Here is a 22,823-nt window from a genome sequence, read left to right as displayed (position 1 = left end):
GGGGGATCGACTCGGGGATCGGCTCGGGATCAGCTCTTGGAGCCGGACAGGGCGACGCTCTGGACGAAGTGCCGCTGGAGGAAGACGTAGACCAGCAGCATCGGCAGGCTCGCGATGAGCGAACCGGCCATCATCACCGGGTAGTTGGTCTCGAACTGCCCCTTCAGAGAGGTCAGTCCCGCGCTGATCGGCATCTTCGTCGGGTCGGTGTTGACCACCAGGGGCCACAGCAGGTCGTTCCAGGACCACATGGCGGTGATGACGGCGAGGGCGGCCAGGGCGGGCCGGATCAGCGGCAGCATGATCGACCAGAAGATCCGGAAGGAGCCCGCGCCGTCGATGCGGGCCGCCTCCTCCAGCTCCTTGGGGAGCGTCAGGAAGAACTGGCGCAGCATGAACGTGCCGAAGGCGCTGAACATGCCGGGCAGGAACAGCGCGGGCGGGGTGTTGAGCAGGCCGAGGCCTTGGACGATGTCGTACTGCGGCAGGATCAGGAGTGAGCTCGGCACCATCAGGACGGACAGGAAGAGCGCGAACAGGACGTTGCGGCCGCGGAATCGCATGCGGGCGAACGCGTAGGCGGCCAGCGAGCAGAACACCAGTTGGCCCGCGGTGCGACCGACGGTGTTGAGCAGGCTGTTGGTGAGCATCTCCCGGAACGGCAGCGCGGTGAAGACCTTCTCGAAGCTCGCCCAGTTCCAGTCCTCGGGCAGGAAGGTGGGCGGGACGTGCGAGGTCTCGGGCAGTGTCTTGAGCGCGGTGAGCAGCTGCCACAGGAAGGGGAAGACCATGACGAGCGCGCCGAGCGAGAGGGCGGCGTGGGTGGCGATGGATCCGGCGTTCGGGCGCCGCCGTTTCGCCTCGGGCACGGTCGCTTCAGGCGCGGCGGCTTCGGACACAGTGGCTTCAGGCATAGTGCACCCACCTCCGCTGGAGCCGGAACTGCAGATATGTGAGGGCCGCGATGATCAGCATGAGCAGGAAGGCGAGCGCGGCCGCGGCTCCCTGGGCGTTCTCGATGAACGCCCATTTGTAGAAGAGCCCGACGACGGACTGCGTATCGCCGATCGCGGGATTCTTCTCCGCCATCATGATGTAGATCAGGTCGAAGGTCTGCAGTGAATTGATCATGCAGATGACGGAGGCGAAGAAGATGGTCGGGCTGAGCAGCGGGAGCGTGATGGTGAAGAACCGGCGCAGCGGCCCCGCGCCGTCGAGTTCCGCGGCTTCGTAGTAGTCCTGCGGAATTCCCTTGATGCCCGCCATGAAAATGACGAGGTAGTAGCCGGTGGTCGACCAGACGATCACCGTGCCGATCGCGTAGACCGCGGTGGCCGGGTCGGACACCCAGTAGTGGCGGTCGACGCCGAACCAGCCGAGTACTTCGTTGAGCAGGCCGAAGTCGCCGTTGTAGAGCCAGTTCCAGACCAGGCCGACGGCGACGGGCAGGGTCACGAACGGCACGAAGTACAGGGCCCGGTAGACGGGGACTCCGCGCAGTCCGCGCCGGTTCAGGAGCGAGGCGACGACGATCGCGACCGGCAGGGCGGTGAGCCCGATGGCGCTGTATATCAGCGTGTTGCCGAGCGCCTGCCAGACGGTCACGTCCTTGACGACGCGCGCGTAGTTGTCGCCGCCGATGAAGGTGTGGCCGCCGAACGCGCCGAATTCCGTGAAGCTGTAGTAAAAGGTCTGCAGCAGCGGCCAGAAGTAGAAGACGGCGAAGCCGATGCCGAGCGGCGCGATGAACCAGTAGGCGGCCCGCTGGTTTCCGGATCCGCGCCGCGCGCCGGACGCGGAGGCGCTGCCGCGTCCGGCCGCCTTCGCGGCCGCCGTGGCGGGAAAGACACTCATGAGGCGCGTTCCTCCTTCAGGACCCGGTCCATCTGTTCGCCCAGCGTGCGGGCGGCGCTCTCGATTCCGCCCTTGCCGCTGAACGCGGCGCCGAGCAGCGGGTACTGGAGGTTCTCCCAGACGGCGGTGTTCTCCGAGCTCGGATAGGGGACGCCGTACTCCTGCATCTCGATGAAGTGCTCGAGGTCGAATTCGGGCATCGACTTGAGCCAGGCGTCCTGCGTTCCCGCGTACGAGGAGATGGTGACGCCCGCCCTGGCCTGGATCTCGGCGGCCTCGCGGCCCGCCATGAAGTGGACGAACTTCCAGGCCGCCGCCTTCTTGCGGCTCTTGGCGGAGATGACGTTCGCCAGGCCGTGGATGATGGTGGCCCTGCGGCGGCCCTTGGGCAGGACGGCGATGCCGCCGTGGTCCTTGAGCGCGGGCACGGCGTACATCTGGCCCGCCATCGCGGAAAGGTCGTAGTTCATGGCGACCTTCTCCGACCAGTAGCGCACGCGCCCGATGGACTCGACCATCGCGCTCTGCGGCGGCGACCAGCCCCGGTCGATCATGTCGGTCAGGAAGCGCAGGCCCTCGATGGAGCGCTCGTCGCCGAAGCCGGAGCGGCCGTCCTCGAGGACGTAGCCGTCGGCTCCGCACATGGCCGGATAGATCTTGATCTGCCGGTCCATCTCGGCGGCGAAGCCGTGCACTCCCTCGCGGGGGTTGGTCAGTTCGGCCGCGGCGTCGCGCACCTCGTCCCAGGTCCAGCTCTCGTCCGGGTACCTGATGCCCGCCTTGTCGAAGAGCGCCTTGTTGTACCAGAGCCCGATGGTGTCGAAGTCCTTGGGGATTCCGTACTGCGTGCCGCGGTGGGAGTAGAGCTTCACCAGGGATTCCGGGTGACGGTCCACGGGGGTGGCGTCGGCCTTGATGTGTCCGGAGAGCGGTTCGAGGACGCCGCCCGCCGCGTACAGCTGGAAGTTGACGGCGTTCATCCAGAACACGTCCGGGGCCGTGCCGCCCCGCATCGACGTCTTCAGAGTGGTCCAGTAACTCGCCCAGGGCGTCAGCTCGATCCGCACGGAGATGCGGGGGTTCCGCTTCTCGAACGCGGCGATGATCTTCTCCATCCCCGGTGCCTGCGCCGGGTCCCACATCCCGTACGAGAGCGTGGTCCTGCCCCCGCCGTCCGTGCCGCCGCCCCCGTCGGAGCAGGCGGCGAGCAACGGGGCCGCGAGCGCCCCGCCGAGCAGAGTCCTTCTGCGCATGTGCGCCTTCGCCTCCCAGGAAGTCGTCGGGCACCGCGCCGGCACGTCACCGCGTCGGGGCGTGCGGTCACGGCGCCGTGTCAGCGAGCAGTTCCTCCTCCACCCGGTCGAGCGCCTTGCGTACGGCGCCGATGGCCACGCCCCGCTCACCGAGCGCGCTCAGGGCGATGCGCGGGACGTGCAGGGTCATGGGGCGCAGCCGCTCCTCCAGCAGCGGCACCAGATGCCGGCCGACGGGGGTGGCCCCGCCGGTCAGCACGATCAGTTCCGGGTCGACGGCGAGGGCGAGGGCCGCGATGCCCGGCGCGATGCGGTCGGCGAAGTCCGCGACGGCGGCGAGGGCCCGGGGGTCGGCGGTGTCCGCGGCGCGGGCGAGCGCGGCCACTTCGGACTCCCCGGCACGCCGTGCGCCCGGCCAGCTCAGGGCCTGGTGGGCGGTGTCCATGCCGAGCAGCGGAAGCATGCCGAGCTCGCCCGCGGCGCCGCGCCTGCCCCGGTGCAGGCGGCCGCCGATGGTGAGGCTGCACGCGACGCGGTGCCCGGTGAGCACGCACACGACGTCGCCCGCGAGGGCCGCCGCCCCCTGCCAGCGCTCGGCGAGGACCGCGAGGTTCACGTCGTTCTCGACGAGGGTGTGGCCCGGTTCGCCGTCCGAGAGCAGCCGCTCGAGGTCCACGCCGGACCACTCGGGCACCACCACGGAGGTGATGACCCCGCCGGCGTCGACCACTCCGGGCACGCCCACGCAGCGGGCGAGGACGGCGGCACGGCGCGGCGCGCGGGCGTCGAGGAAGGTCTCCGCGCCGCGGCGCAGCAGGTCGAGCCGGGCGCTTCCGCTCAACTCCGGGTCGATGTCGAAGCGTTGGGCGGCCAGGACGGTGCCGCCCAGGTCGGCGAGGAGCAGCACCATCTTGTGCAGGCCTATGTCCGCGCCGAGCACGTACCCGGCCTCGGCGCGGAAGCGGAAGCGGCGGGCGGGCCTGCCTGGCGCGCGCTCGCCGGTCTCCTCGGCGGACTCACCGACGAGGCCCCGCTCGGCGAGCTCCTCGACCGCGGCCTCGACGGTGGGCCTGGACAGGCCTGTGCCCGCGGCGAGTTCGGCGAGGGTCTGCGGGCTGCGGCGGTGCAGCGCGCGCAGGACGACGGTGGTGTTGAGCCGCCGCAGCGCGATCAGATCGTGACCACGCGCCCGGTATCGCATCAGTGCTTCACCTCGAAACCGCACGACGGCAGCCCTGTTGACGGCCTGGAACGTCCCCCGGGCCCCGGAATTAGGGAGGAGACTTGCATATCCATGACGGCGCGGGAAGCCCCTGGACGGCATGCGTCGGAAGGCTGGCGCGGGAACGGCCCGGCCACGATGATCGAACGGCGCCCCGTCGGGTGCTCGGTCCGCACACCTCATCAGCCGTTCGCTTCAAGGGAGTTGACGCATGCCCGCGACCTCACCGGACCCGTCCGCCGCCATCGACACGAGCAAGCCCCACACGGCCCGGGTCTACGACTGGTATCTGGGCGGCAAGGACCACTACCCGGTGGACGTGGAGCTCGGCCTGCGGATCGTGTCGCTGGAGCCGCAGGCCAAGTACGTGGCACGGCACAACCGTTGGTTCATGCAGCGCACCACCCGCCACCTGGTGAAGGAGGCGGGCATACGCCAGTTCCTGGACATCGGCTCCGGCATCCCCACCGAGCCCAATCTGCACCGGATCGCCCAGTCGATCGCGGCGGACGCCCGGGTCGTGTACGTCGACCACGACCCCACGGTCCTGGCGCACGCGGCCCCGCTCCTGAGCGGGACCCCCGAGGGCCGAACGGAGTTCCTGCAGGCGGACGTGCGCGAGCCCGGGAAGATCCTCGAACGCGCCGCGGCCGTCCTGGACTTCACACGCCCGGTGGCGCTCTCGATGAACGCGCTGCTGCACTTCGTCAGCGCACAGGACGGCGCCCGCGCCCTGGTGGAGCGGCTCGTGGCCGCCCTGCCCACGGGCAGCCATCTGACGCTCTCGCAGGTCGCGGTCGACTACGACCCGGAGCGCACGAAGGAGGCCGTGGCGATGTACAGGGCGGGCGGTGTCACGCTCGTACCGCGCTCGCGCTCGGAGGTGGCGGCCTTCTTCACCGGGCTCGACCTGCTGGACCCCGGCGTCGTGTGGCTGCCGGACTGGCGCCCGGAGCTCGCGGTCGACGAGGAGCGGGACGGCTCCGCGGTGCCGATGTACGCGGGGGTGGCGCGCAAGCCGTAGACGCGGCCGGCGGGCGGTGGCAGCGGTCAGCGGGTGTAGGACTCCAGCGTGCCGCGGCGCCGGACGTCGAGCGTCGCGCAGTGGAACGAGCCGCCGAACGGCGCGTAATGCAGCAGGTCACACGGGATCGGCTCGAACCCCCAGGACTCGAGCGCGCGCAGCATGCCGGTGTGGTGCCGTTCGGCGATGACCCGCTTCTCGTCGATCATGAGGACGTTCATGCTGAGCCACTTGCCGCACAGCGAGGTCATCTTGAGGAGCCGTTCGTCGATCGGGTCGGGCTCGGGGGCTATCAGGACGTCCCAGGAGCTCAGCGCCTCGGGCAGCCGGTCGACGTCGACGTACTCGGGGTTGACGAGGACCTTGCCGGGCGCGAGCGGGACGAGCGTGGTGTCGATGTGCATGGGCGTGCGGCAGCTGCTCTCGATCTCGTGGATGCGGTAGCCGGGGCCGAGGTGACGGCGCAGCCATTCGATACCCAGGCGGTTGGTGACGTTGCTGCGCGTCACGAACAGGTCCCGGCCCGCGCGCGCGAAGTCCGCCGCGTCGAAGACCGGTTCGAACTCGGTGAGCAGGTAGCGCATGGGCTCGCCGTCCGCGGGGGGACGGAAGTCCGGCTCGAAGAGTTCGTCGGTGAGCTGCGGTTTCGGTGCCGCCGTCCAGCGTGCGCCGCGCCGGAAGTAGTCCTTGAGCAGCGCGCGGTAGGAGTGGGTCTCGAAGTACCGGCACGGCCATGCCATCGGGGTCTCGATGATCTCGTCGCCGATGACGAGCATGCTGTCGCGCGGGCAGGTGTTGCAGAACCCGCGTGAGGACCAGTCGGGGGCGGCGAAACGCTGCCGGTGCTCGACCGCGTCCGGGCGCTTGACGGTGACACCGAGGGACCGCAGCAGCTCCACGAACCGATCGAGTTCCTGCTGCGCGGGCTCGATCAGCACGCGCGGATATCTGCGGCCTGCGGCGAGCCCCTGCAGCCGGGCGGCCCACGGCGGGATGTTGCAGGCCACGGCCGGATGGCCGGAGGGGATCGTGGCTCCGTCGAGGCGCCCGACGACGACCTCCTCCAGCGGGTCCCACTCGTTGTGGGAGCCGACCGGCGAGACGAGAGCCGGTGCGGCACCGCTGTCGCCGTCGCCCGGCAGGACCTCGGAGTTCTCCACCACAGTCATGGTCACCGAGTACCGGGTTCCGCCATGTCTATGCCATCCAGGCGACGAACGCGCCCACCTCGCCATTTCCGGTCCACTTGACCATAAAGGTGGAGCCTCATATCGTCGGAGCGACGAAAAGGGGGCTTCGGAAGAGCATCGCCCGCCCCGTCAGCGAAGACCGACCGAAGACAAGGCCCGCCATGCCCGACATCACCCGCCGCCTCGGCCTGCGCCACCTGCGCTCCGCGCCCACCGCCCACGTCCGCCACCACAGGCGCGGCAAGCTCGTCCACGACGGCCCCGGGCTCAGCTTCTGGTTCCGGCCGCTCAGCGCCGCGCTCTCCGAAGTGCCCGTCGACGACCGGGAGTTGGCGGTCGGCTTCCACGCCCGCACGGCCGACTTCCAGGACGTCTCCGTACAGGCCACCGTCACGTACCGGATCAGCGACCCGGCGCTCGCCGCCGCCCGCATCGACTTCTCCGTGGACCCGGACACCGGCGCCTGGCGCGGCGCCCCGCTGGAGCAACTCGCCGCGCTGCTCACCGAGTCGGCGCAGCAGCACGCGCTCGCCGTGCTCGCCCGCACCGACCTCGCGGCCGCGCTCGCGGACGGCGTCGCCACCGTGCGCGAGCGGATCGCCGCGGGCCTCGCCGACGAGCCGCGCCTGCCCGCCACCGGCATCGAGGTGGTCGCCGTCCGCGTCGTCGCCATCCGCCCCGAGCCCGAGGTGGAGCGCGCGCTGCGCACCCCCGCCCGTGAGCGCATCCAGCAGGACGCGGACCGGGCGACGTACGAACGGCGCGCGGTGGCCGTCGAGCGCGAGCGCGCCATCGCCGAGAACGAGCTCGCCAGCCGCATCGAACTCGCCCGCAGGGAGGAGCAGTTGGTGGAGCAGCACGGCACGAACGCCCGGCGCGAGGCGGAGGAGAACGCGGCCGCCGACGCCGTACGCGCCGAGGCCGAGGCCGCCCGCACCGTACGCCTGGCCCACGCCGAGGCCGAGTCGGCGCGCTCGGTCGGCGAGGCCCGCGCCCAGGCACAGGCGTCCTGGCTGCGGGTGCACGCCGACGTGGACGCCGCCACGCTGCACGCCCTTGCCGCCACCCGCCTCGCCGAGAACGTCCCGCGCATCGAGAGCCTCACCCTCTCCCCCGACGTCCTCACCGGCCTGCTCGCCAAGCTGGGCGGCCCGAACGGGGGCGGGCGGCGGTGAGCCTCGCGCCGCGCGCCGTCCTGGTCCACCGCACCACGGAGTACGAGGAGTTGCTCGCCCGGCACGGCACCCACGGGCAGGCCGCGTTCTTCCTCTCCTCGCGCGGCCGCAGCATCCGGGAGGTCGCCGAGCGGCACCACCGGGCGCGCCGCGCGCTCGACGAGACCGCCGCCGCGGTGCCGCTCGCCTGGCGGCAGAGCCGGGTGGAGCGCGCCGACCTCGACCGCTTCCTCTTCGGCCCGGAGGACGTGGTGGTCGTCGTCGGCCAGGACGGCCTGGTCGCCAACGCCGCCAAGTACCTGACCGGGCAGCCCGTCGTCGGGATCGACGCCGACCCCGGCCGCAATCCGGGCGTGCTCGTGCGCCACCGGGCCGCCGACGCCCCGAAGTTGCTCCCGGCCGCCGCTGACCGGCGTACGCCCGTCGAGGACCTCACCATGGTCGAGGCCGTCACGGACGACGCCCAGCGCCTGCTCGCCCTCAACGAGATCTACGTGGGCCCGCCCGGACACCAGACCGCGCGCTACTCGCTGAGCGCCGACGGACCGGGGGCCGACGGCGAAGAGACGCCCGCCGAGGCCCAGGCCTCGTCCGGCGTCCTGGTCGGCACCGGAACCGGCGCCACCGGATGGCTGCGCTCACTGTGGCAGCAGCGCGGCAGCACCCTGCCGCTGCCCGGCGCCGTGGAGGCGCGCCTCCTCTGGTTCGTGCGGGAGGCCTGGCCCTCGCCGGCCACCGGCACCGCACGGGTCGAGGGCGTCCTCTCGGCCGGTGAACGCCTGCGCGTGAGTGTGGAGTCCGACCGGCTCGTCGCGTTCGGGGACGGCATGGAGAGCGACGCCCTGGAGCTCGCCTGGGGGCAGACCGTGCGCCTCGGCGTCGCCGACACCGCGCTGCGGCTTGCCGGTTGACGGATCAGGCCAACCTGTGAAGATCCAGGTGGGGGTATGTGCGACCGCCGTGCACACATGCGGCAGGATGACGTCCGCGCCGGGCCGTGCCCTCGTCCCGGCGTGACCGCACTCCCCGGAATCGAGCAGGTATCACAAGGTGACGACACATCACATAGGCCGCGTGCGGGAGCATTCGCCCCGCCCCACGTCCCGTCCCGGCTCCCTCACGACGGGAGCGAACCGATGACCCGTGCGCTGACCCTGCACGACTGGATCACCGCCGGGATCGCCGTGGTCGCCGGCATCGCGGCGGGGCTGCTGCTCCGCATGGTGCTGCGGTGGCTGGGCGAGCGCGCGAGCCGGACCCGGTGGAGCGGCGACGACGTCATCGTCGACGCGCTGCGCACCCTCGTCCCCTGCGCGGCCATCACCGCCGGGCTCGCCGCCGCGGCGGGCGCGCTGCCGCTCACCCCGCGCACCGGACGCAACGTCACCATGACGCTCACCGCGCTGCTCATCCTCGCGGCGACGCTCACGGCGGCCCGGATCGTCACCGGTCTGGTCAAGGCCGTGGCGCAGTCCCGCTCCGGAGTGGCCGGGTCGGCGACCATCTTCGTGAACATCACGCGGGTCGTGGTGCTCGCGATGGGCTTCCTCGTCGTCCTGCAGACCCTCGGCATCTCCATCGCGCCGCTGCTCACCGCGCTGGGCGTCGGCGGTCTCGCGGTCGCCCTCGCGCTGCAGGACACCCTCGCCAACCTCTTCGCGGGCGTGCACATCCTCGCGGCGAAGACCGTGCAGCCCGGTGACTACATCCGGCTCAGCAGCGGCGAGGAGGGCTACGTCGTCGACATCAACTGGCGCAACACCACGGTGCGTCAGCTCTCCAACAACCTCGTGATCATCCCCAACGCCAAGCTCGCGGGCACCAACATGACCAACTACAGCCGCCCCGAGCAGGAGCTGTCGATCATGGTGCAGGTCGGTGTCAGCTACGACAGCGACCTGGAGCACGTCGAGAAGGTCACGATCGAGGTCGTGGACGACGTGATGACCGACATCACGGGCGCCGTCCCCGACCACGAGGCGGCCATCCGCTTCCACACCTTCGGCGACTCGCGGATCAGCTTCACGGTGATCCTGGGCGTCGGCGAGTTCAGCGACCAGTTCCGCATCAAGCACGAGTTCATCAAGCGCCTGCACCAGCGCTACCGCGCCGAGGGCATCCGGGTCCCGGCCCCCGCACGCACGGTGACCGTCCAGCAGGGCGAGCTGCCCCCGCCGCTCGGCATCCCGCACCAGCGCGACGTCTCGGACCCGCCGCGGGTGCACTGAGCGACGGACGTGCGGGGCCGGCCGCGGGACGCACTGAGCCGACTGGCCGACCGCTCGGTGGCGGCCTCCGGAGCCACGTGTTCCACTCGCGGGCATGGGGCACGACCACGGCCCGTCCGCGGCGACGGCGGGCGGCACGCTCAGCGGCACGTACCGCAACCGCCTGTTGTGGACCATCGGCATCAGCGGCTCGATCACCGTCATCCAGGTGGTCGGCGCGCTCCTGTCCGGCAGCCTCGCGCTGCTCGCCGACGCCGCGCACAGCCTGACCGACGCGGTCGGCGTCTCGCTGGCGCTCGGCGCCATCACCCTCGCCCAGCGGGCGCCGACGCCGCGGCGCACCTTCGGCTTCTACCGGGTGGAGATCTTCTCGGCGGTCCTCAACGCCCTGCTCCTCGTCGGCATCTTCGTCTGGGTGCTGTGGTCGGCGATCGGCCGGTTCAGCGAGCCGGTGGAGGTCAAGGGCGGCCTGATGTTCGTGGTCGCGGTGGGCGGACTCCTCGCCAATCTGGTGGGCCTGTGGCTGCTGCGCGACGCCAAGGAGAAGAGCCTCAATCTGCGCGGCGCCTACCTGGAGGTCCTCGGGGACGCGCTCGGCTCGGTCGCCGTGATCGTGGGCGGCCTGATCATCCTGCTGACGGGGTGGCAGGCCGCCGACCCGATCGCCTCGATCGTCATCGGTCTGCTGATCGTGCCGCGCGCCTACGGCCTGCTCAGGGACTCCGTGCACGTCCTCATGGAGGCGACCCCGCAGGACGTCGACCTCGGCGAGGTGCGCAGGCACCTGCTGGAGGAGCCGGGCGTCGTCGCGGTGCACGACCTGCACGGCTGGACAGTCACCTCGGGGATGCCGGTCCTCACCGCCCACGTGGTGGTCACGGAAGAGGCCCTCGCGGGCGGGTACGGGGAGCTCCTGGGGCGGCTGCGGCGGTGCGTGGGCGACCACTTCGACGTGGCGCACTCGACGATCCAGCTGGAGCCCGAGGGCCATGAGGAGGACGACGGAGCCCTGCACACCTAGGCACGCCTGGGCACATACGCCGGGGCACCCCCTGGGCACACCTGCCCCTCGACCTCATCCGATCACCCTTACCATTCGGACATGTTTGCCCATATCGGCGCCGCGCTGTTCTTCGTCCTCTTCGCCGTGGGCGTCCTGCGCGACCGCCGCCGCTTCAGCAACGCCGTCTTCCTCGGCATCGCCCTCGCCTTTCTGGGCATCAGCCTCATCAGTGAGCTGAGCAGGGCCCCGATGGGCGTCGCGGAGGTGGCGATGGTGCTGGTCCTGCTGCTGCCGGCGCTCGGCACGCTCACCGTCGCCGTCTTCCTGGTGGCCAACGGCGTGAAGATGGTCCGCAAGGAGGGCAGACGCCCCACGAACCTCCTCTCCCTCCTCGCCGGGCTCGCGATCTTCGGTGTCGTCGGGCTGCTCATCGCCTCGTTCAGCACCCACTCACGGCCGCTGATCATCATCACCGGCACCACGCTCCTCGTGGTCTGTTACGTCTGCTTCCTCTTCCTGTGCTTCATCACGTACGCCTTCCTGTACGGCCGCATGAGGGTGCGCGGCACCGTGGACTTCGTGATCGTCCTCGGCTCGGGGCTGATCGGCGGCACGCGCGTACCGCCGCTCCTCGCCAACCGCCTCGATCGGGGGCGCACCGTGTACGAGGCGCAGCGGGCGCGCGGCGGCGATCCGCTGCTGATCACCTCGGGCGGCCAGGGACCCGACGAACAGCTCCCCGAGGCCGAGGCGATGGCCGACTACCTCGTCGAGCGCGGCTTCCCCGCGGACCGGATCCTGCGCGAGGACCGCTCCCGTACGACCGAGGAGAACCTCGCGTTCAGCAGGGCGCTCATGGACGAGCGGCGGCCCGGCGGCCGCTGCGTGATCGTCACGAACAATTACCACGCCTTCCGCGCGGCGCTCGTGGCCCGCCGCACGGGCGTGAACGGGCAGGTGGTGGGCGCCCCCACGGCCGCGTACTTCTGGCCGAGCGCCACCATCCGCGAGTTCGCCGCGGTCTTCCTCTCCCACAAGACGGTCAACTTCGGCGCCTGTCTGCTGCTCGCGGCGCTCGGCACGGCGGCCTGGTGGAACGTCTGAGCCGCGCCGCTAGACCGGGGCTCCGGCCCGCCGCGCGCCGAAGGCCCGTGCCACCGCGTCCCGCACCGCCTCGTCGCCGGGCGCCGCGACACCGCGATCCGCGGCCATCTCGGCGAGGGAGGTCATCGCCACCTCGGGCAGCCCGCAGGCCGTGAAGCGGGTGAACTCGTCCAGGTCGGATGCGACGTTGAGCGCGAAGCCGTGGCTCGTGACGCCGCCGCGGATGCGCATGCCGATCGAGACCAGCTTGTCGTGACGCGGCGTCCACACGCCCACGAGGCTCTGCGCGCCGGACGGGGTGTCGCGCCGCACGGTCTCGAAGCCGAGCGAACCGACCGCGTCGATCAGCCCGTTCTCCACCCAGCGCACGATGTCGCCGGGCCCGCGCTCGCGCAGATCGAGAATCAGATAGCCGACGAGCTGGCCCGGCCCGTGGTACGTCGCCTGTCCGCCGCGGTCGACCTCGACCAGCGGGATCGGCGAGTCCGCGCGCGGCAGTTCGTGCGGCGGCGTGCGGGTGCCGTACGTGATGACGGGCGGGTGCGTGAGCAGGACGAGGCGGTCGCCGACGGTCCCGGCGCGGCGCTCCTCGACCCAGCCCCTCATCGCCTCCATGGCGTCGAGGTAGGGCACCTCCCCCAGATCCACACGTTCCAGCACCTGGGCACCCACCGCGCGGCCTCCTCGGATCGCTCACTCGTCCGACGGCTCCAACTCGCGGGCCGGGCGGAGCATTCCCGTAGGTCTCACCGACGTTCCTTTCACCCCATGCGCGTCGATTCACCACTGTTCGGGGCGTCTTGCCTATCTTGAGCCGTCACACGATCCGCACCGGGACCACCGAGACCTTGGATGGGCACGTTGAACATGCACCGCGCGCAGTACGCCTCCCTCTTCGCACTCGCCGCCGCGGCCGCGCTCCTGGGCCCCGTGGCGGGCCACGCGGCGGCGGCGCCGCGGTCGGCCGTGACCGCTCCCCCGGCCACGGCCGACCGCTCCCCCGTGCCCGCCCTCACCGCCAGTGCCACGGTGAGCAGTGTGCGGGCCTCCCAGCAGTTCCGCATCCAGGGCACGAGCCGGCACCTGCCGCCCGGCACCCCCGTCACCCTGCAGCAGCTGCAGGGCGGGCGCTGGGTGGACCTGCCCGCTTCGGTGAACACCACGTCCCGAGGGACGTACACCATGCGGGTCCTGCTCGACCTCACGGGCCGCAACGCCCTGCGCGTGGTCGGCGGTGGAGCCGTCTCGCCCGTCGTGTACGTGACGGTCCACCCCTGAGCGCCGACCGCGCTAGATGTGCGCCCGGAACAGGTATCCCCTGGCCGGAGACGTCGTCTTGACCCAGGACGTCCCCTGGGAACTGACGCAGGTGTAGTTGTAGCGAATCGTCCTGCCCTTCTTGACGATCGTCCTGATCGGCGCGCGGCTCGACATCCCCTTGCGTATGGGGGCCTTCCGCTTCGTGTGCGCGATCTTGGTTCCCACGTACGCGCAGTCGAAGCGTGGCGCCGCTCCGGGGGACACGGCCCCCGGAGCGGCCTCCGACGCGGCCGCCACGTCCTGGTTCCGGTCCGCCCACGCGGGACCGGAGGTGGCCGCGAACATCCCCGCCGCGACGGCGCAGACAGCGAATCCCCGCAGCGCCCTCCGCCCGTACCTCATGGATCTCCCTTCCTTTGTTCGTCGCGTGCTGTCCCCTGCGCAGCACCGCTCCCCTCGTTCCTCACTAGTGTGATCCAGGCAGTTGGACGGATCACTGGCAGAAGCACTGGGCGGTTGTATGGGCGGCGGAAAGGTCGAGGGGCCGTTACGGTTCTCCCTCCTGGGTCCGGTGCGGGCCCTGCGCGACGACGAACCCCTGGATCTCGGCGCCCCGCGGCAGCGATCCGTGGCCGCCGTGCTCCTGCTGCGGGCCAATCGGCCCGTCACGCGGGGGCAGTTGATCCAGGCGGTGTGGGGAGAGCCCTCGCCCGCCTACGCCGTCAACCAGCTCCAGAAGTACGTCTCCGCGCTGCGGCGGGTCCTCGAACCCGGCCGACGCCCCCGCTCGCCCTCGGGGATCCTCACCTGGTCCGACAGCGGGTACGTCCTCGAAGTGCCGCCGGACGCCGTCGACCTGACCGTCTTCGAACGCGGGGCGGACCTGGCCAGACAGGCACGGCTGCGCGGCGACGCGGAACAGGCGGCGGACGAACTGCGCACGGCACTTGGCCTGTGGCAGGGCCCCGCGCTCGCCAACGTGTCGAGCGCCTTCCTGGACGCCGAACGCGGCCGCCTTGAGGAACTGCGGGCCGCCGCCCTGGAGGAACGCGTCCAGGCGGAGCTCGACCTGGGGCACCACCGCGACGTCGTGCCCGAACTGTCGCGCCTGGCCGCCGAGTTCCCGCTCCGCGAGCGCGTCACGGCCCTGCTGATGCTGGCCCTGTACCGGTCGGGCCGCCAGAGCGACGCCCTGAACGTCTACGGGCGGACCCGCCGCCACCTGCGCGAGGAGCTCGGCGTTGACCCGGGGCCGGAGATCCAGGAGCTGCACGGCCGCATACTGGCGCTCGAACCGTCCTTGTCGCCCCGGCCCGCGTCGCCCGGGGCCGCTTCACCCAGGCCCGCTTCGCCCAAGTCCACGTCCCCCGGGGCCGCCGAGCCGCGGCCGGAGCGGCCGTCCGCCACGGAACCCGCGCAGGACCCCCCACCCACTCCGGAAGCCGTACAGGGCCTGCACCAACTCCCCATGGACATCCCCGAGTTCGTCGGCCGTGAGCAGGAGCTGAGCGCGCTGTGGGAGCTGGTGGGCGACGTCGGAGCCGCCGACGATCCCGGCGACAGGGGCGTCGTCGTGGCCGTCGTCGAAGGCATGGCCGGGGCGGGCAAGACACGGCTCGCCGTGCACGCCGCCCACCGGCTCGTCGCCGCGGGCCGCTTCCCCGACGTACAGCTGTGGGCCGACCTCAAGGGCTTCGCGCCGGACCGCGAACCGGCCGACCCCGCGGCCGTACTGGAGTACTTCCTACGGCTCCTGGGGGTGCCCGGCGCCCACATACCCGCCCAGCCGGAAGCCCGCGCGGCGCTGTACCGCGACCGGCTCGCGGGCAAGCGGGCCCTGGTGGTCCTGGACGACGCGGCCGACGACGAGCAGATACGGCTCCTCCTGCCCGGCACATCGTCGTGCCTGCTGCTCGTCACGACTCGGCGCGCCCTGACCGGACTTGACGGCGCCCACTCCCTGCGCCTCGGCGGATTCGCGCCCGTCGAGGCGGTCGCGCTGATGCGGCGCGTCACCGGGCGCGCACAGCTCGGCCCCGACCCCGCCCCGTCCCTGCGCGTGGCCGAACTCTGCGGACACCTCCCGCTGGCGGTGGCGCTGGCAGCACGCAGGCTCCGCAGCCGCCCCGCCTGGTCCATGGCCGATCTGGCCGCCCGCCTCGATGACGGCGAGGAGAGACTGCGGCGCCTCGCCCTCGGCAGCCGGGCGGTGGACGCCGCCTTCGCGCTCTCCTACCGGTCGCTTCCCGCCCGCCGGCAACTGGCCTTCCGGCGCCTCGCGCTGCACCCCGGCGAGGACTGCACACCGGGCTCGGCCGCCGCGCTCCTGGACACGGACCACCGCGAGGCCGAGGACCTCCTGGAGGCGCTGCTCGACGAGCACCTGCTGGAGCAGCACACCCGTGGGCGCTACCGTCACCACGCCCTCCTGCGGCTCTACGCCCACGAGCGCCTCCGCGACGAGGACGGCGGGCAGGGCGAGGGCGGCGGGCAGGGCGAAGACGGCAGGCATGGCGGGGACTGCGAGGACGGCGAGGACGGCGAGGACGGCGAGCAGCGGTGCACGGCCGCCCTGCGCCGCCTCGTCCGCTGGTACTGCGCCACGGCCGAGGCGGCCCGGCACGCGCTCGAACCATCGCGCGGGCCCTCCCTCGCACCGTCGCGCCGCCCTTCCCTCGCATCCCCCGAACCCGCGCACGACCCTCGGCCCGGGCCTCTGGAGTGGCTGGAGCAGGAGCGCGCCAACCTCCTCGCGGTCAGCCGCGAGGCCGCGCGGCGCGGCTGGCACGCCGACACCTGGCGCCTGGCCGCGGCGGCCCACTCCTTCCTGGGGCTGCACGCGTACGGCACGGACTGCCTCACCGGACTGCGCCTCGGCCTCGCGGCGGCCCACGCGACCCACGACCGGGCCCGGCAGGCGCGCCTCCTGTGCGACCTGGGTCTCGTGTACGACGCCCTCGGCCGCCACCCGGAAGCGGAGGAGCACCATCGCGGCGCACTGGAGCGGTTCGAGGAGGTCGGCGACCTGCGCGGCGCGGCCGACGCGCTGTACGGCCTCGGCCGCACCTCCGAGGCGTGCGGGCGGTACGAGGAGAGCGTCCGGTGGCACGAGCGGGCCCTGGCGCTGTTCCGGGAGGCCGGCGACCGGCACGGCGAGGCGCGCGCCACCTCGGGCCTCGGCCTCGCCCGCTGGTTCGCTCCCACGGGACACGGCGAGTCACAGGCGCGGCACCGCGACGCGCTGGTGCTGCTCCGGGAGACCGGGGACAAGCGGCGGCAGGCCCACGAGATCGGCAACCTGGGGCTCGCGCACTGGTTCTTCGGCAACTACGCGGACTGCGCCCGCGAGCACCGTCGCGCGCTCGCCCTCTTCGAGGAGGCCGGCGACCGCCGGGGCCAGGCCGCCGCCCACCACGGACTCGGCCTGGCCGACTGGCACATGGGCCGCCCGGGTGAGGCCCGCGAACACCATCAGTACGCCCTGGCCACCTTCCGCGACCTCCGCGACCCGCGGGGCGAGGCCCTGACGCTGCAGCGCCTGGGGTACGTCCACTGGACCATGGGCAGGTACGCACAGGGCGAGGCCGAACTCCGCAGGTCTCTCGCCCTCAGCCGGAGCACCGGGAACCGCAACACCGAGGCGTGGGCGCGCACTTCACTCGGGTTCCTGTGCCAGCGGCTGCGGCGGGACCGCGAGGCGCGGGAGCTGCTGCGGCAGGGCCTCGGCCTCTCCCGGAGCATCGGGGACCGGCACTCCGAGTCCAGCGCCCTGCTCGGTCTCGCCCTGGTCGCCCTGAACCAGGGCGAGTTGACGGTGTGCGAGGAGAGATCCCGGCAGTCCCTCGCCCTGACGCGGGAGATCCGCAATCCGCACGGCGAGGCCTGGGCGATGATCGGCCTGGGTCTCGCGCTGTGCTTCGGCGGGCGGCACGAGGAAGGCACCGTGTGGCACCAGCGTGCCGCCGCACTCGCGCGGCGGATCCACGAGCCCCACACCGAGGCCATGGCACTCAACGGCCTCGGCTACGGCTGCACGCACTTGGCGCGCCACGAGGAGGCCGAGCGGCACCTGCGCGCCGCGCTCGCGCACCGACGACGCATCCTGGACCGGCACGGCGAGGCCGAGACACTGACCGACCTGGCCGCCCTGCTGCGCGCCACGCACCGCCCGGAGGCGGCCCGCGCCGGGGCGGAGCGCGCCCAGGCGATCTACGAGGAGCTGCTCGGCCCCCGCCACCGCTCCCTGCCAACCTCCTTACAGGACGCGGAACTTGATGCCCAGGAAGCCGCCGAAGGACCTAGGAGGCGGCCAGACAGGCGATGAGTTCCTCCCTGCTGGATACGCCGGTCTTGCGGTAGACCGCCTTGAAGTGGTCGTTCACCGTGTGCGGCGACAGGTCGAGGCGGCGGGCGATCTGCTTGACGGCGAGGCCTTGGAGGGCCTGCTCGACAACGGCCCGCTCCCTGCGCGAGATGCCGTACCACCGGGCGAGCGCGGGCAGCAGTTCGGCGGCCGGGGCGGGGCGCAGCGTGACCACCACCTCGTCGGCCCGCGCACCCTCCAACGGCTGCGCCCGCAAGGAGAACCACCCCTGGCAGGTGGGCGCGCGGGTGAGCGCGGACGCGCCCGTGCGCCGTGCGGTGTACGTGATGTGCCGCAGGAAGCCGAACCGCTCCTGACCGCCGGTGGGGTAGACGCCGGGCAGGAGCCCGCGCAGGGCGTCGCGCCCCTCGGCGGTGACTCCGGCGACCTCGTTGTCCCGGTCGACGATGACGATGCCGAGCGGGAAGTGCCCGTTGCCCGGGCGCAGCGGCTTGCCGGTCACATAGCGCTGGACGGCGAGGGCGAGCGGTTGCGCGAGCTCGGCGGCGCGGACGGTCTCGGCGGGCGAGAAGGGCCGGGCGCCGCGCTCGCGCAGGAGCACCAACACGCCCCAGGTGACGCCGCGTTGGTGCAGGGCGATGCACATCTCGCTGCCGTAGCTGTCGGCGGCCATGATGGTGTGCAGCCTGCGCGCCTCGGGGCTCTCGTCCCGCGCGCCGGAGCCGAGCACGGTGACCGGGCAGGGGCCTTCGATGAGGGCGGCGATGGGGCTCCGGGTCCGGCCGAGGGCGTCCTCGCTGTCCATGCGGTGCCGTGCGCTCGCGCCGTAGCTGTTCTCGCAGGCGAGGAAGCAGCGCGCGCCGGTGACGGGGTCGAAGCCGGAGAGGAGGTACCCGTCGTGCGGGACGAGGTGTCTCAGGTGGCGCGAGAACTCGCCGCCGAGCTCCGCGACGGTCCCGGCCCGCGCCGCCGCTTCCGGCACCGAGCGGCCCACCGATTCCACTGAGCCCACCGCGCACACCCCCTGTGGCCGCCCCTCGGGTCTGGCACGACCGGACGATCCAACTCCCATGATGCACCGGTTCGTTGGTCGCCATCCCTGAATTTCGGGATACCGGGCGCCACGTGCGGCGACATACCTTCGGTGCGGCGGTTCGGGTCAACCGTCTTCACGGGGGAACATCCCCGCGCCGGGGGAGCCGGGCGGATCGTCGCCGCCGACTGCGGCGGTCCGCCCGGCAGCGCCCCGGCCGCGGCGCACGTGGCACGGACGTGACTCACGCGGCACACGGACGCAGCTCAGAGGGAGCGCGCGACGCGGAACCCCACGTCGTCCACCCGGAAGGTCGGATGGCTGCGGCGCCGCACGGAGGCCCGGCAGCTCCACCTCTCGTCGAACCAGCCGCCGCCGCGCAGCACCCGGTAACTGCCGTACACCTCGGGGTCGTAGAGGTCCCAGCACCACTCCCACACGTTCCCGAGCATGTCGTGGAAGCCCCACGGATTGGGCCGCTTGCCGCCCACTTCACGGATGCGCTCGCCCGAGTTGCCCCGGTGCCAGGCGATCTCGTCGAGGGGGCCGTAGCGCGGTCCTGTCGTGCCCGCGCGGCAGGCGTGCTCCCACTCCGCCTCGGTCGGCAGCCGGTATCCGTCGGCCCGCGCGTCCCACGCGACGCGTTCGCCGTCATCCCCGTCGTCCTGGATGCGGTAGGCGGCGGTCAGCCCTTCCCGGCCGGACAGGGCGTTGCAGAACCGGACCGCGTCCCGCCAGGAGACCCCCTCGACGGGCAGCGCGTCGCCCGCACCCGCGCTCGGCCGCTCCCCGGTGACCTTCGCGTACAGCGCCTGCGTGACCGGGTGCGCCGCGAGCCGGAATCCCGCGAGTTCGACCGTCCAACTGCGCTGTGTCCGCCGGTCCGAGAGCGTGACCGCCCCCGCCGGGACCGTGATCGTGTTCAGCTCCGCGCTCCCCTGCATGATGCGGACGATCTTAGCGACGTGAGTTGTCAGACCCCCCTGCCAGGATGCGCACATGGGATTCTTTGACGACTTGGTGCTGCCCGAGGAACCTGCGGAACCGCGCGACGTGGTGATCAGGCAGGGCCCGCCGGGGGCGGACGCGGGCCAGGAGCGGCCGCCCGCCGACTGGTTCGTGCCGGAGTTCGTGTCGCAGCTCGCGGTCGCCGGCGCCGGTCCCGCCGCCAAGGTGGTGGTGCGCGGCTGGTCCGTGTGGCCGCGTTCGGTCACGCTGCACCTTTCCGTGCACCGGCCCGTCCACCGGGGCGGCGACGAGGCGGGCAGGAGATCCGGTCTGCGGGTGGGGCTCCTGCTCTCCGACGGACGCCGGGTCACGTCGCTGGACGCATCGCGGGACGGGCCGGTGGCCGTGGCCGGACCGGCCCACGTACGGGCGGCGTTCGCGGCGCTGGAGGAGCCGACGGGCCTGATCCCGCTCGACACCGGCATGAGCCATGCGCGGACCTCGCTGTTCAGGACGGACGTCGACCTGTACCTGCCCGAGCTGCCGCCCCTCGGCGAGACGCGGCTCGTGGTGGAGTGGCCGGACGAGGACGTCCCTGAGACCAGTACGCCGGTCGACGCCGGGGCTCTGCGCGCCGCGGCCGAGCGCTCCTTCGAGGTGTGGCCGGATCTGCCGGAACCGGACCCGCTGACCCAGCCGGACTCCTTGGCGGTGTTCCACATGAGCGGGCCACCGTCCTTCCTCGCCCCGCCCCTGTCCAGGCACCACCGCGCGATGCTGCGCGAGCAGGAGGAGGCCCGGCTGCGCTATGTGCCGCGCGCCGACTGGAGCGGTATGGGGTACCGGGACTGGGCCGACGCGGAGTTGATCCGTGCCCGGCTGTCCGGCGGCGCCCCGCCCGACGGCCACGAGCCGTCGAGGACGACGCCCCTGCACCTGGCGGCGGAAGACGGCGGCGCCGAGGCCGTGGCCGCCCTGCTCCCGCACGTCACGCGGATCGACGCCCCCGACGACGCCGGTCATACACCGCTGTGGCACGCCGCCTGCGCCGTGGACGAGGAGAGCGTCCGACTCCTGATCGATGCCGGAGCCGACGTGTGGACACCGCAGAAGGGCCCCTGGTCGCCGGGCCGCCTGCTGCTGACGACGCGACTCGCTCCGCTCGTGGCGGGGCTGCCGGGCGCGGTTGCGCTGCCCGCGGAGGAGGCGGCCGCCTTCGCCGCGGCCGACGCACTCATCCAGGCCTTCGACGAAGAGGACATGTACACGGAGGGACTCGGCATCGCCTTCGTCCGCGACCTGGACGAGGACGAGGTGATCCGGCGGCTCGGCGGAGACCCGGCACACTGCCCTCGAGTCGGCCCGGAGGAAACGCCGTTCGACGAAGACTTCGGCGAAGACGACGAAGACGACTACGACGCCGAGCTCAACTTCGTGGCAGTGACCGCCCTGCCGGGTTCTCCTGGAGGCTGCGTCATCACCCAGCAGGCGTACATGCCCAACGACGACGGCGTACTGCGCGCGCTGTCGGCGGGCACCGCGGCGTACGGCGTGTACTTCAACCCCAAGGGCGGCACGTTCGGCACCCTGGCCCGCGACGGCGAGATCGTGCGGAGCGAGGAGATAGGCCTCTCGCCGGACGAGGACGAGGCGGCCGCCCACTGGCACTTCCGCTTCTGGCAGCGCGACGAGAACGCCCCCTACGGCGCGCGGGACCTCGCGTACTCCTGCGGCGCGGCCGGACTGCGCATCAGCGACGGTACGGCGGCCCTGGACCACGAGGCCCCGCGGCGCTGGGTCGAGCTGTCCCCTGAGCTCCGCCGCTGATCCGGAGCCTCAAGGCTCGCTCGCCTACTCCCCCGAGGGATCCCGCTCCGCCCCTGACCGGTCGCGCCCGCGCAGCACTCGGTTGACCCGCCCGGCGTCCAGGACGCCCTCCCAGCGGGCGACGACCAGGGTGGCCACGCTGTTGCCCGCGAGGTTGGTCAGGGCCCGGCACTCGGACATGAACTTGTCGATGCCGAAGATCAGCATGATCCCGGCCGCGGGGACCGTCCCCACGGTCGTGAGCGTCGCGGCCAGGGCGATGAACCCCGCGCCGGTGATCCCGCCGGAGCCCTTGGAGGTGAGGATCATGACCGCGAGCAGGCCCAGTTGCTGGCCGAGTCCGAGTGGGGTGTCGGTGGCCTGGGCGATGTAGACGGCGGCCAGGGACAGGTAGATGGAGCTGCCGTCGAGGTTGAAGGAGTAACCGGTGGGCACGGTGAGCCCCACGATCTCGCGGCGTACCCCGAGCCCTTCGAGCTTGGCCATCAGCCGCGGCAGCACGCTCTCGGAGGACGAGGTGCCGAGCACGATCAGGAACTCCTCGCGCAGATGGTGCAGGAGACGCAGGATGTTGATCCTGAGCAGCGCGGTGACCGAGCCGAGGACCACCAGGACGAAGAAGAGCGAGGTGCCGTAGAACAGCGCGATGAGCTGCCCGAGGCTGGTGAGGGTGGAGATGCCGTACTCGCCGATGGTGTAGGCCATCGCGCCGAACGCTCCGACGGGGGCGGCCAGCATGATGTAGTGCAGGATCTTGAAAACGACGGCGCTGAGCCGGTTGACCCCGTCGACGATCGGCTGCCCGACCGGGCCGACGGCCTTGAGGGCGACGCCGAACAGCACCGAGAAGAAGATGACTTGGAGGATGTTGCCCTCGGCGAAGGCACCGACGGCGCTGGAGGGCACGATGTCGGTGAGGAAGTGCCACCAGCTCTGGTCCTTGCCGTCCTCGACGTACTGGGCGGCGTCGCCCTCCAGGCGGAGGTCGCCGGGGTGGGCGTGTACCCCGGCGCCCGGCTGGAAGACGTTGACCGCGATCAGGCCCACCACGAGGGCCGCGAGCGTGCCTGCCTGGAAGTACGCCAGCGACTTCAGCCCCACGCGCCCGACCCGGCGCAGGCTGTCGACACCGCCGATGCCCGCCACGATCGTCAGGAAGACGATGGGCGTGATCAGCATCTTGATGGCGGACACGAAGGTGGTGCCGACCGGTTCCAGCGCGACGCCCACCGACGGCCACAGCCAGCCGGTCAGGATGCCGGAGGCGATGGCGGTGAGGACCCAGAAGTACAGCTGCTGGTACCAGGGGCGGGACGGCGTGCCGTCCGGGGGTGACACGGTGGGCGTGGACGCCGGCGCTGCCATGGCGTGACTCCTG

19 protein-coding genes are annotated in these 22,823 nt (G+C 72.1%); 9 read left to right on the top strand and 10 right to left on the bottom strand.

The window, feature by feature from the left end:
- Positions 1 to 29: 29 nt before the first annotated feature.
- From ACZ4D5_RS28690 to ACZ4D5_RS28675, 4 genes are all read right to left on the bottom strand, one after another.
- On the bottom strand, positions 30 to 914 hold the full coding sequence (locus ACZ4D5_RS28690) for a carbohydrate ABC transporter permease (RefSeq protein WP_467775303.1): 885 nt from the start codon (positions 912 to 914) through the stop codon (positions 30 to 32).
- The gene (locus ACZ4D5_RS28685) at positions 907 to 1,854 is read right to left on the bottom strand and encodes a carbohydrate ABC transporter permease (RefSeq protein WP_467775302.1); all 948 of its coding nucleotides are present in this window, start codon (positions 1,852 to 1,854) and stop codon (positions 907 to 909) included. Before ACZ4D5_RS28685 ends, ACZ4D5_RS28690 begins: the two co-directional genes overlap by 8 nt.
- The gene (locus ACZ4D5_RS28680) at positions 1,851 to 3,107 is read right to left on the bottom strand and encodes an ABC transporter substrate-binding protein (RefSeq protein WP_467775301.1); all 1,257 of its coding nucleotides are present in this window, start codon (positions 3,105 to 3,107) and stop codon (positions 1,851 to 1,853) included. The genes ACZ4D5_RS28685 and ACZ4D5_RS28680 overlap by 4 nt, the downstream gene beginning before the upstream one ends.
- 67 nt (positions 3,108 to 3,174) lie before the next feature.
- Positions 3,175 to 4,308, bottom strand: coding sequence for an ROK family transcriptional regulator (locus ACZ4D5_RS28675; protein WP_467775300.1), 1,134 nt, complete (start codon positions 4,306 to 4,308; stop codon positions 3,175 to 3,177).
- A 232-nt stretch (positions 4,309 to 4,540) separates the two neighbouring features.
- Between ACZ4D5_RS28675 and ACZ4D5_RS28670 the strand changes: the two genes are divergently transcribed.
- Positions 4,541 to 5,353 carry an SAM-dependent methyltransferase gene (locus ACZ4D5_RS28670; protein WP_467775299.1) on the top strand — a complete coding sequence of 271 codons (813 nt, stop codon included), beginning with the start codon at positions 4,541 to 4,543 and terminating at the stop codon, positions 5,351 to 5,353.
- Positions 5,354 to 5,379: 26 nt separating this feature from the next.
- Here ACZ4D5_RS28670 and ACZ4D5_RS28665 read toward each other — a convergent pair whose 3' ends face one another.
- Positions 5,380 to 6,522 (bottom strand): amidinotransferase, encoded by a 1,143-nt coding sequence (locus ACZ4D5_RS28665; RefSeq protein WP_467775298.1) that lies wholly within the window; start codon positions 6,520 to 6,522, stop codon positions 5,380 to 5,382.
- 182 nt (positions 6,523 to 6,704) lie between these two features.
- Between ACZ4D5_RS28665 and ACZ4D5_RS28660 the strand changes: the two genes are divergently transcribed.
- The 5 genes from ACZ4D5_RS28660 to ACZ4D5_RS28640 all read left to right on the top strand — a co-directional run bounded on the left by ACZ4D5_RS28660 (position 6,705) and on the right by ACZ4D5_RS28640 (position 12,053).
- Positions 6,705 to 7,718 (top strand): SPFH domain-containing protein, encoded by a 1,014-nt coding sequence (locus ACZ4D5_RS28660; protein ID WP_467775297.1) that lies wholly within the window; start codon positions 6,705 to 6,707, stop codon positions 7,716 to 7,718.
- Complete coding sequence (locus ACZ4D5_RS28655; RefSeq protein ID WP_467775296.1) at positions 7,715 to 8,629, top strand: NAD(+)/NADH kinase; 915 nt, start codon at positions 7,715 to 7,717, stop codon at positions 8,627 to 8,629. The genes ACZ4D5_RS28660 and ACZ4D5_RS28655 overlap by 4 nt, the downstream gene beginning before the upstream one ends.
- 225 nt (positions 8,630 to 8,854) lie before the next feature.
- Positions 8,855 to 9,946, top strand: a complete 1,092-nt coding sequence (locus ACZ4D5_RS28650; RefSeq protein ID WP_467775295.1) for a mechanosensitive ion channel family protein — start codon at positions 8,855 to 8,857, stop codon at positions 9,944 to 9,946.
- A 94-nt stretch (positions 9,947 to 10,040) separates the two neighbouring features.
- Complete coding sequence (locus ACZ4D5_RS28645) at positions 10,041 to 10,967, top strand: cation diffusion facilitator family transporter (protein ID WP_467775294.1); 927 nt, start codon at positions 10,041 to 10,043, stop codon at positions 10,965 to 10,967.
- An 81-nt stretch (positions 10,968 to 11,048) separates the two neighbouring features.
- A complete protein-coding gene (locus ACZ4D5_RS28640) occupies positions 11,049 to 12,053 on the top strand; it encodes a YdcF family protein (RefSeq protein WP_467775293.1) in 1,005 nt (334 codons plus the stop codon).
- Between the two features lie 9 nt (positions 12,054 to 12,062).
- Here ACZ4D5_RS28640 and lipB read toward each other — a convergent pair whose 3' ends face one another.
- The gene (lipB, locus tag ACZ4D5_RS28635; RefSeq protein WP_467775292.1) at positions 12,063 to 12,725 is read right to left on the bottom strand and encodes a lipoyl(octanoyl) transferase LipB; all 663 of its coding nucleotides are present in this window, start codon (positions 12,723 to 12,725) and stop codon (positions 12,063 to 12,065) included.
- Between the two features lie 180 nt (positions 12,726 to 12,905).
- Between lipB and ACZ4D5_RS28630 the strand changes: the two genes are divergently transcribed.
- Positions 12,906 to 13,331, top strand: a complete 426-nt coding sequence (locus tag ACZ4D5_RS28630) for a hypothetical protein (protein ID WP_467775291.1) — start codon at positions 12,906 to 12,908, stop codon at positions 13,329 to 13,331.
- 12 nt (positions 13,332 to 13,343) lie between these two features.
- Here the strand turns inward: ACZ4D5_RS28630 and ACZ4D5_RS28625 are convergent, their stop codons facing one another.
- The gene (locus tag ACZ4D5_RS28625; protein WP_467775290.1) at positions 13,344 to 13,715 is read right to left on the bottom strand and encodes a hypothetical protein; all 372 of its coding nucleotides are present in this window, start codon (positions 13,713 to 13,715) and stop codon (positions 13,344 to 13,346) included.
- A 118-nt stretch (positions 13,716 to 13,833) separates the two neighbouring features.
- Between ACZ4D5_RS28625 and ACZ4D5_RS28620 the strand changes: the two genes are divergently transcribed.
- Positions 13,834 to 17,637, top strand: coding sequence for a BTAD domain-containing putative transcriptional regulator (locus tag ACZ4D5_RS28620; RefSeq protein ID WP_467775289.1), 3,804 nt, complete (start codon positions 13,834 to 13,836; stop codon positions 17,635 to 17,637).
- On the opposite strand, the gene ACZ4D5_RS28615 is transcribed toward ACZ4D5_RS28620, so the two are convergent.
- Positions 17,612 to 18,649: a helix-turn-helix transcriptional regulator gene (locus tag ACZ4D5_RS28615; RefSeq protein ID WP_467775288.1), complete on the bottom strand. Its 1,038-nt coding sequence runs from the start codon at positions 18,647 to 18,649 to the stop codon at positions 17,612 to 17,614. The two genes, ACZ4D5_RS28620 and ACZ4D5_RS28615, sit on opposite strands and share 26 nt — an antisense overlap.
- Positions 18,650 to 18,936: 287 nt before the next feature.
- Positions 18,937 to 19,614, bottom strand: coding sequence for a formylglycine-generating enzyme family protein (locus ACZ4D5_RS28610; protein ID WP_467775287.1), 678 nt, complete (start codon positions 19,612 to 19,614; stop codon positions 18,937 to 18,939).
- A 55-nt stretch (positions 19,615 to 19,669) separates the two neighbouring features.
- Here ACZ4D5_RS28610 and ACZ4D5_RS28605 point away from each other — a divergent pair, with 55 nt between their 5' ends.
- A complete protein-coding gene (locus tag ACZ4D5_RS28605) occupies positions 19,670 to 21,445 on the top strand; it encodes an ankyrin repeat domain-containing protein (protein WP_467775286.1) in 1,776 nt (591 codons plus the stop codon).
- Positions 21,446 to 21,469: 24 nt separating this feature from the next.
- On the opposite strand, the gene dctA is transcribed toward ACZ4D5_RS28605, so the two are convergent.
- Entirely contained in the window at positions 21,470 to 22,810 is a 1,341-nt protein-coding gene (gene dctA, locus ACZ4D5_RS28600; RefSeq protein WP_467775285.1) for a C4-dicarboxylate transporter DctA, read from the bottom strand.
- Positions 22,811 to 22,823: the final 13 nt, after the last annotated feature.

The sequence above is a fragment of the Streptomyces sp. NPDC025651 genome, from assembly GCF_055558735.1.
This window is presented reverse-complemented; position numbering and strand designations above follow the sequence as displayed.

Excerpts from the sequence above, each read along its gene's own strand:
- dctA (WP_467775285.1), bottom strand. The coding sequence starts at position 22,810 with ATGGCAGCGCCGGCGTCCACGCCCACCGTGTCACCCCCGGACGGCACG.
- ACZ4D5_RS28680 (WP_467775301.1), bottom strand. The coding sequence starts at position 3,107 with ATGCGCAGAAGGACTCTGCTCGGCGGGGCGCTCGCGGCCCCGTTGCTC.
- ACZ4D5_RS28630 (WP_467775291.1), top strand. The coding sequence starts at position 12,906 with ATGGGCACGTTGAACATGCACCGCGCGCAGTACGCCTCCCTCTTCGCA.
- ACZ4D5_RS28690 (WP_467775303.1), bottom strand. The coding sequence starts at position 914 with ATGCCTGAAGCCACTGTGTCCGAAGCCGCCGCGCCTGAAGCGACCGTG.
- ACZ4D5_RS28650 (WP_467775295.1), top strand. The coding sequence starts at position 8,855 with ATGACCCGTGCGCTGACCCTGCACGACTGGATCACCGCCGGGATCGCC.
- ACZ4D5_RS28670 (WP_467775299.1), top strand. The coding sequence starts at position 4,541 with ATGCCCGCGACCTCACCGGACCCGTCCGCCGCCATCGACACGAGCAAG.
- ACZ4D5_RS28660 (WP_467775297.1), top strand. The coding sequence starts at position 6,705 with ATGCCCGACATCACCCGCCGCCTCGGCCTGCGCCACCTGCGCTCCGCG.
- ACZ4D5_RS28620 (WP_467775289.1), top strand. The coding sequence starts at position 13,834 with ATGGGCGGCGGAAAGGTCGAGGGGCCGTTACGGTTCTCCCTCCTGGGT.
- ACZ4D5_RS28685 (WP_467775302.1), bottom strand. The coding sequence starts at position 1,854 with ATGAGTGTCTTTCCCGCCACGGCGGCCGCGAAGGCGGCCGGACGCGGC.
- ACZ4D5_RS28610 (WP_467775287.1), bottom strand. The coding sequence starts at position 19,614 with ATGCAGGGGAGCGCGGAGCTGAACACGATCACGGTCCCGGCGGGGGCG.
- ACZ4D5_RS28645 (WP_467775294.1), top strand. The coding sequence starts at position 10,041 with ATGGGGCACGACCACGGCCCGTCCGCGGCGACGGCGGGCGGCACGCTC.
- ACZ4D5_RS28605 (WP_467775286.1), top strand. The coding sequence starts at position 19,670 with ATGGGATTCTTTGACGACTTGGTGCTGCCCGAGGAACCTGCGGAACCG.
- ACZ4D5_RS28675 (WP_467775300.1), bottom strand. The coding sequence starts at position 4,308 with ATGCGATACCGGGCGCGTGGTCACGATCTGATCGCGCTGCGGCGGCTC.
- ACZ4D5_RS28640 (WP_467775293.1), top strand. The coding sequence starts at position 11,049 with ATGTTTGCCCATATCGGCGCCGCGCTGTTCTTCGTCCTCTTCGCCGTG.
- ACZ4D5_RS28625 (WP_467775290.1), bottom strand. The coding sequence starts at position 13,715 with ATGAGGTACGGGCGGAGGGCGCTGCGGGGATTCGCTGTCTGCGCCGTC.
- ACZ4D5_RS28665 (WP_467775298.1), bottom strand. The coding sequence starts at position 6,522 with ATGACTGTGGTGGAGAACTCCGAGGTCCTGCCGGGCGACGGCGACAGC.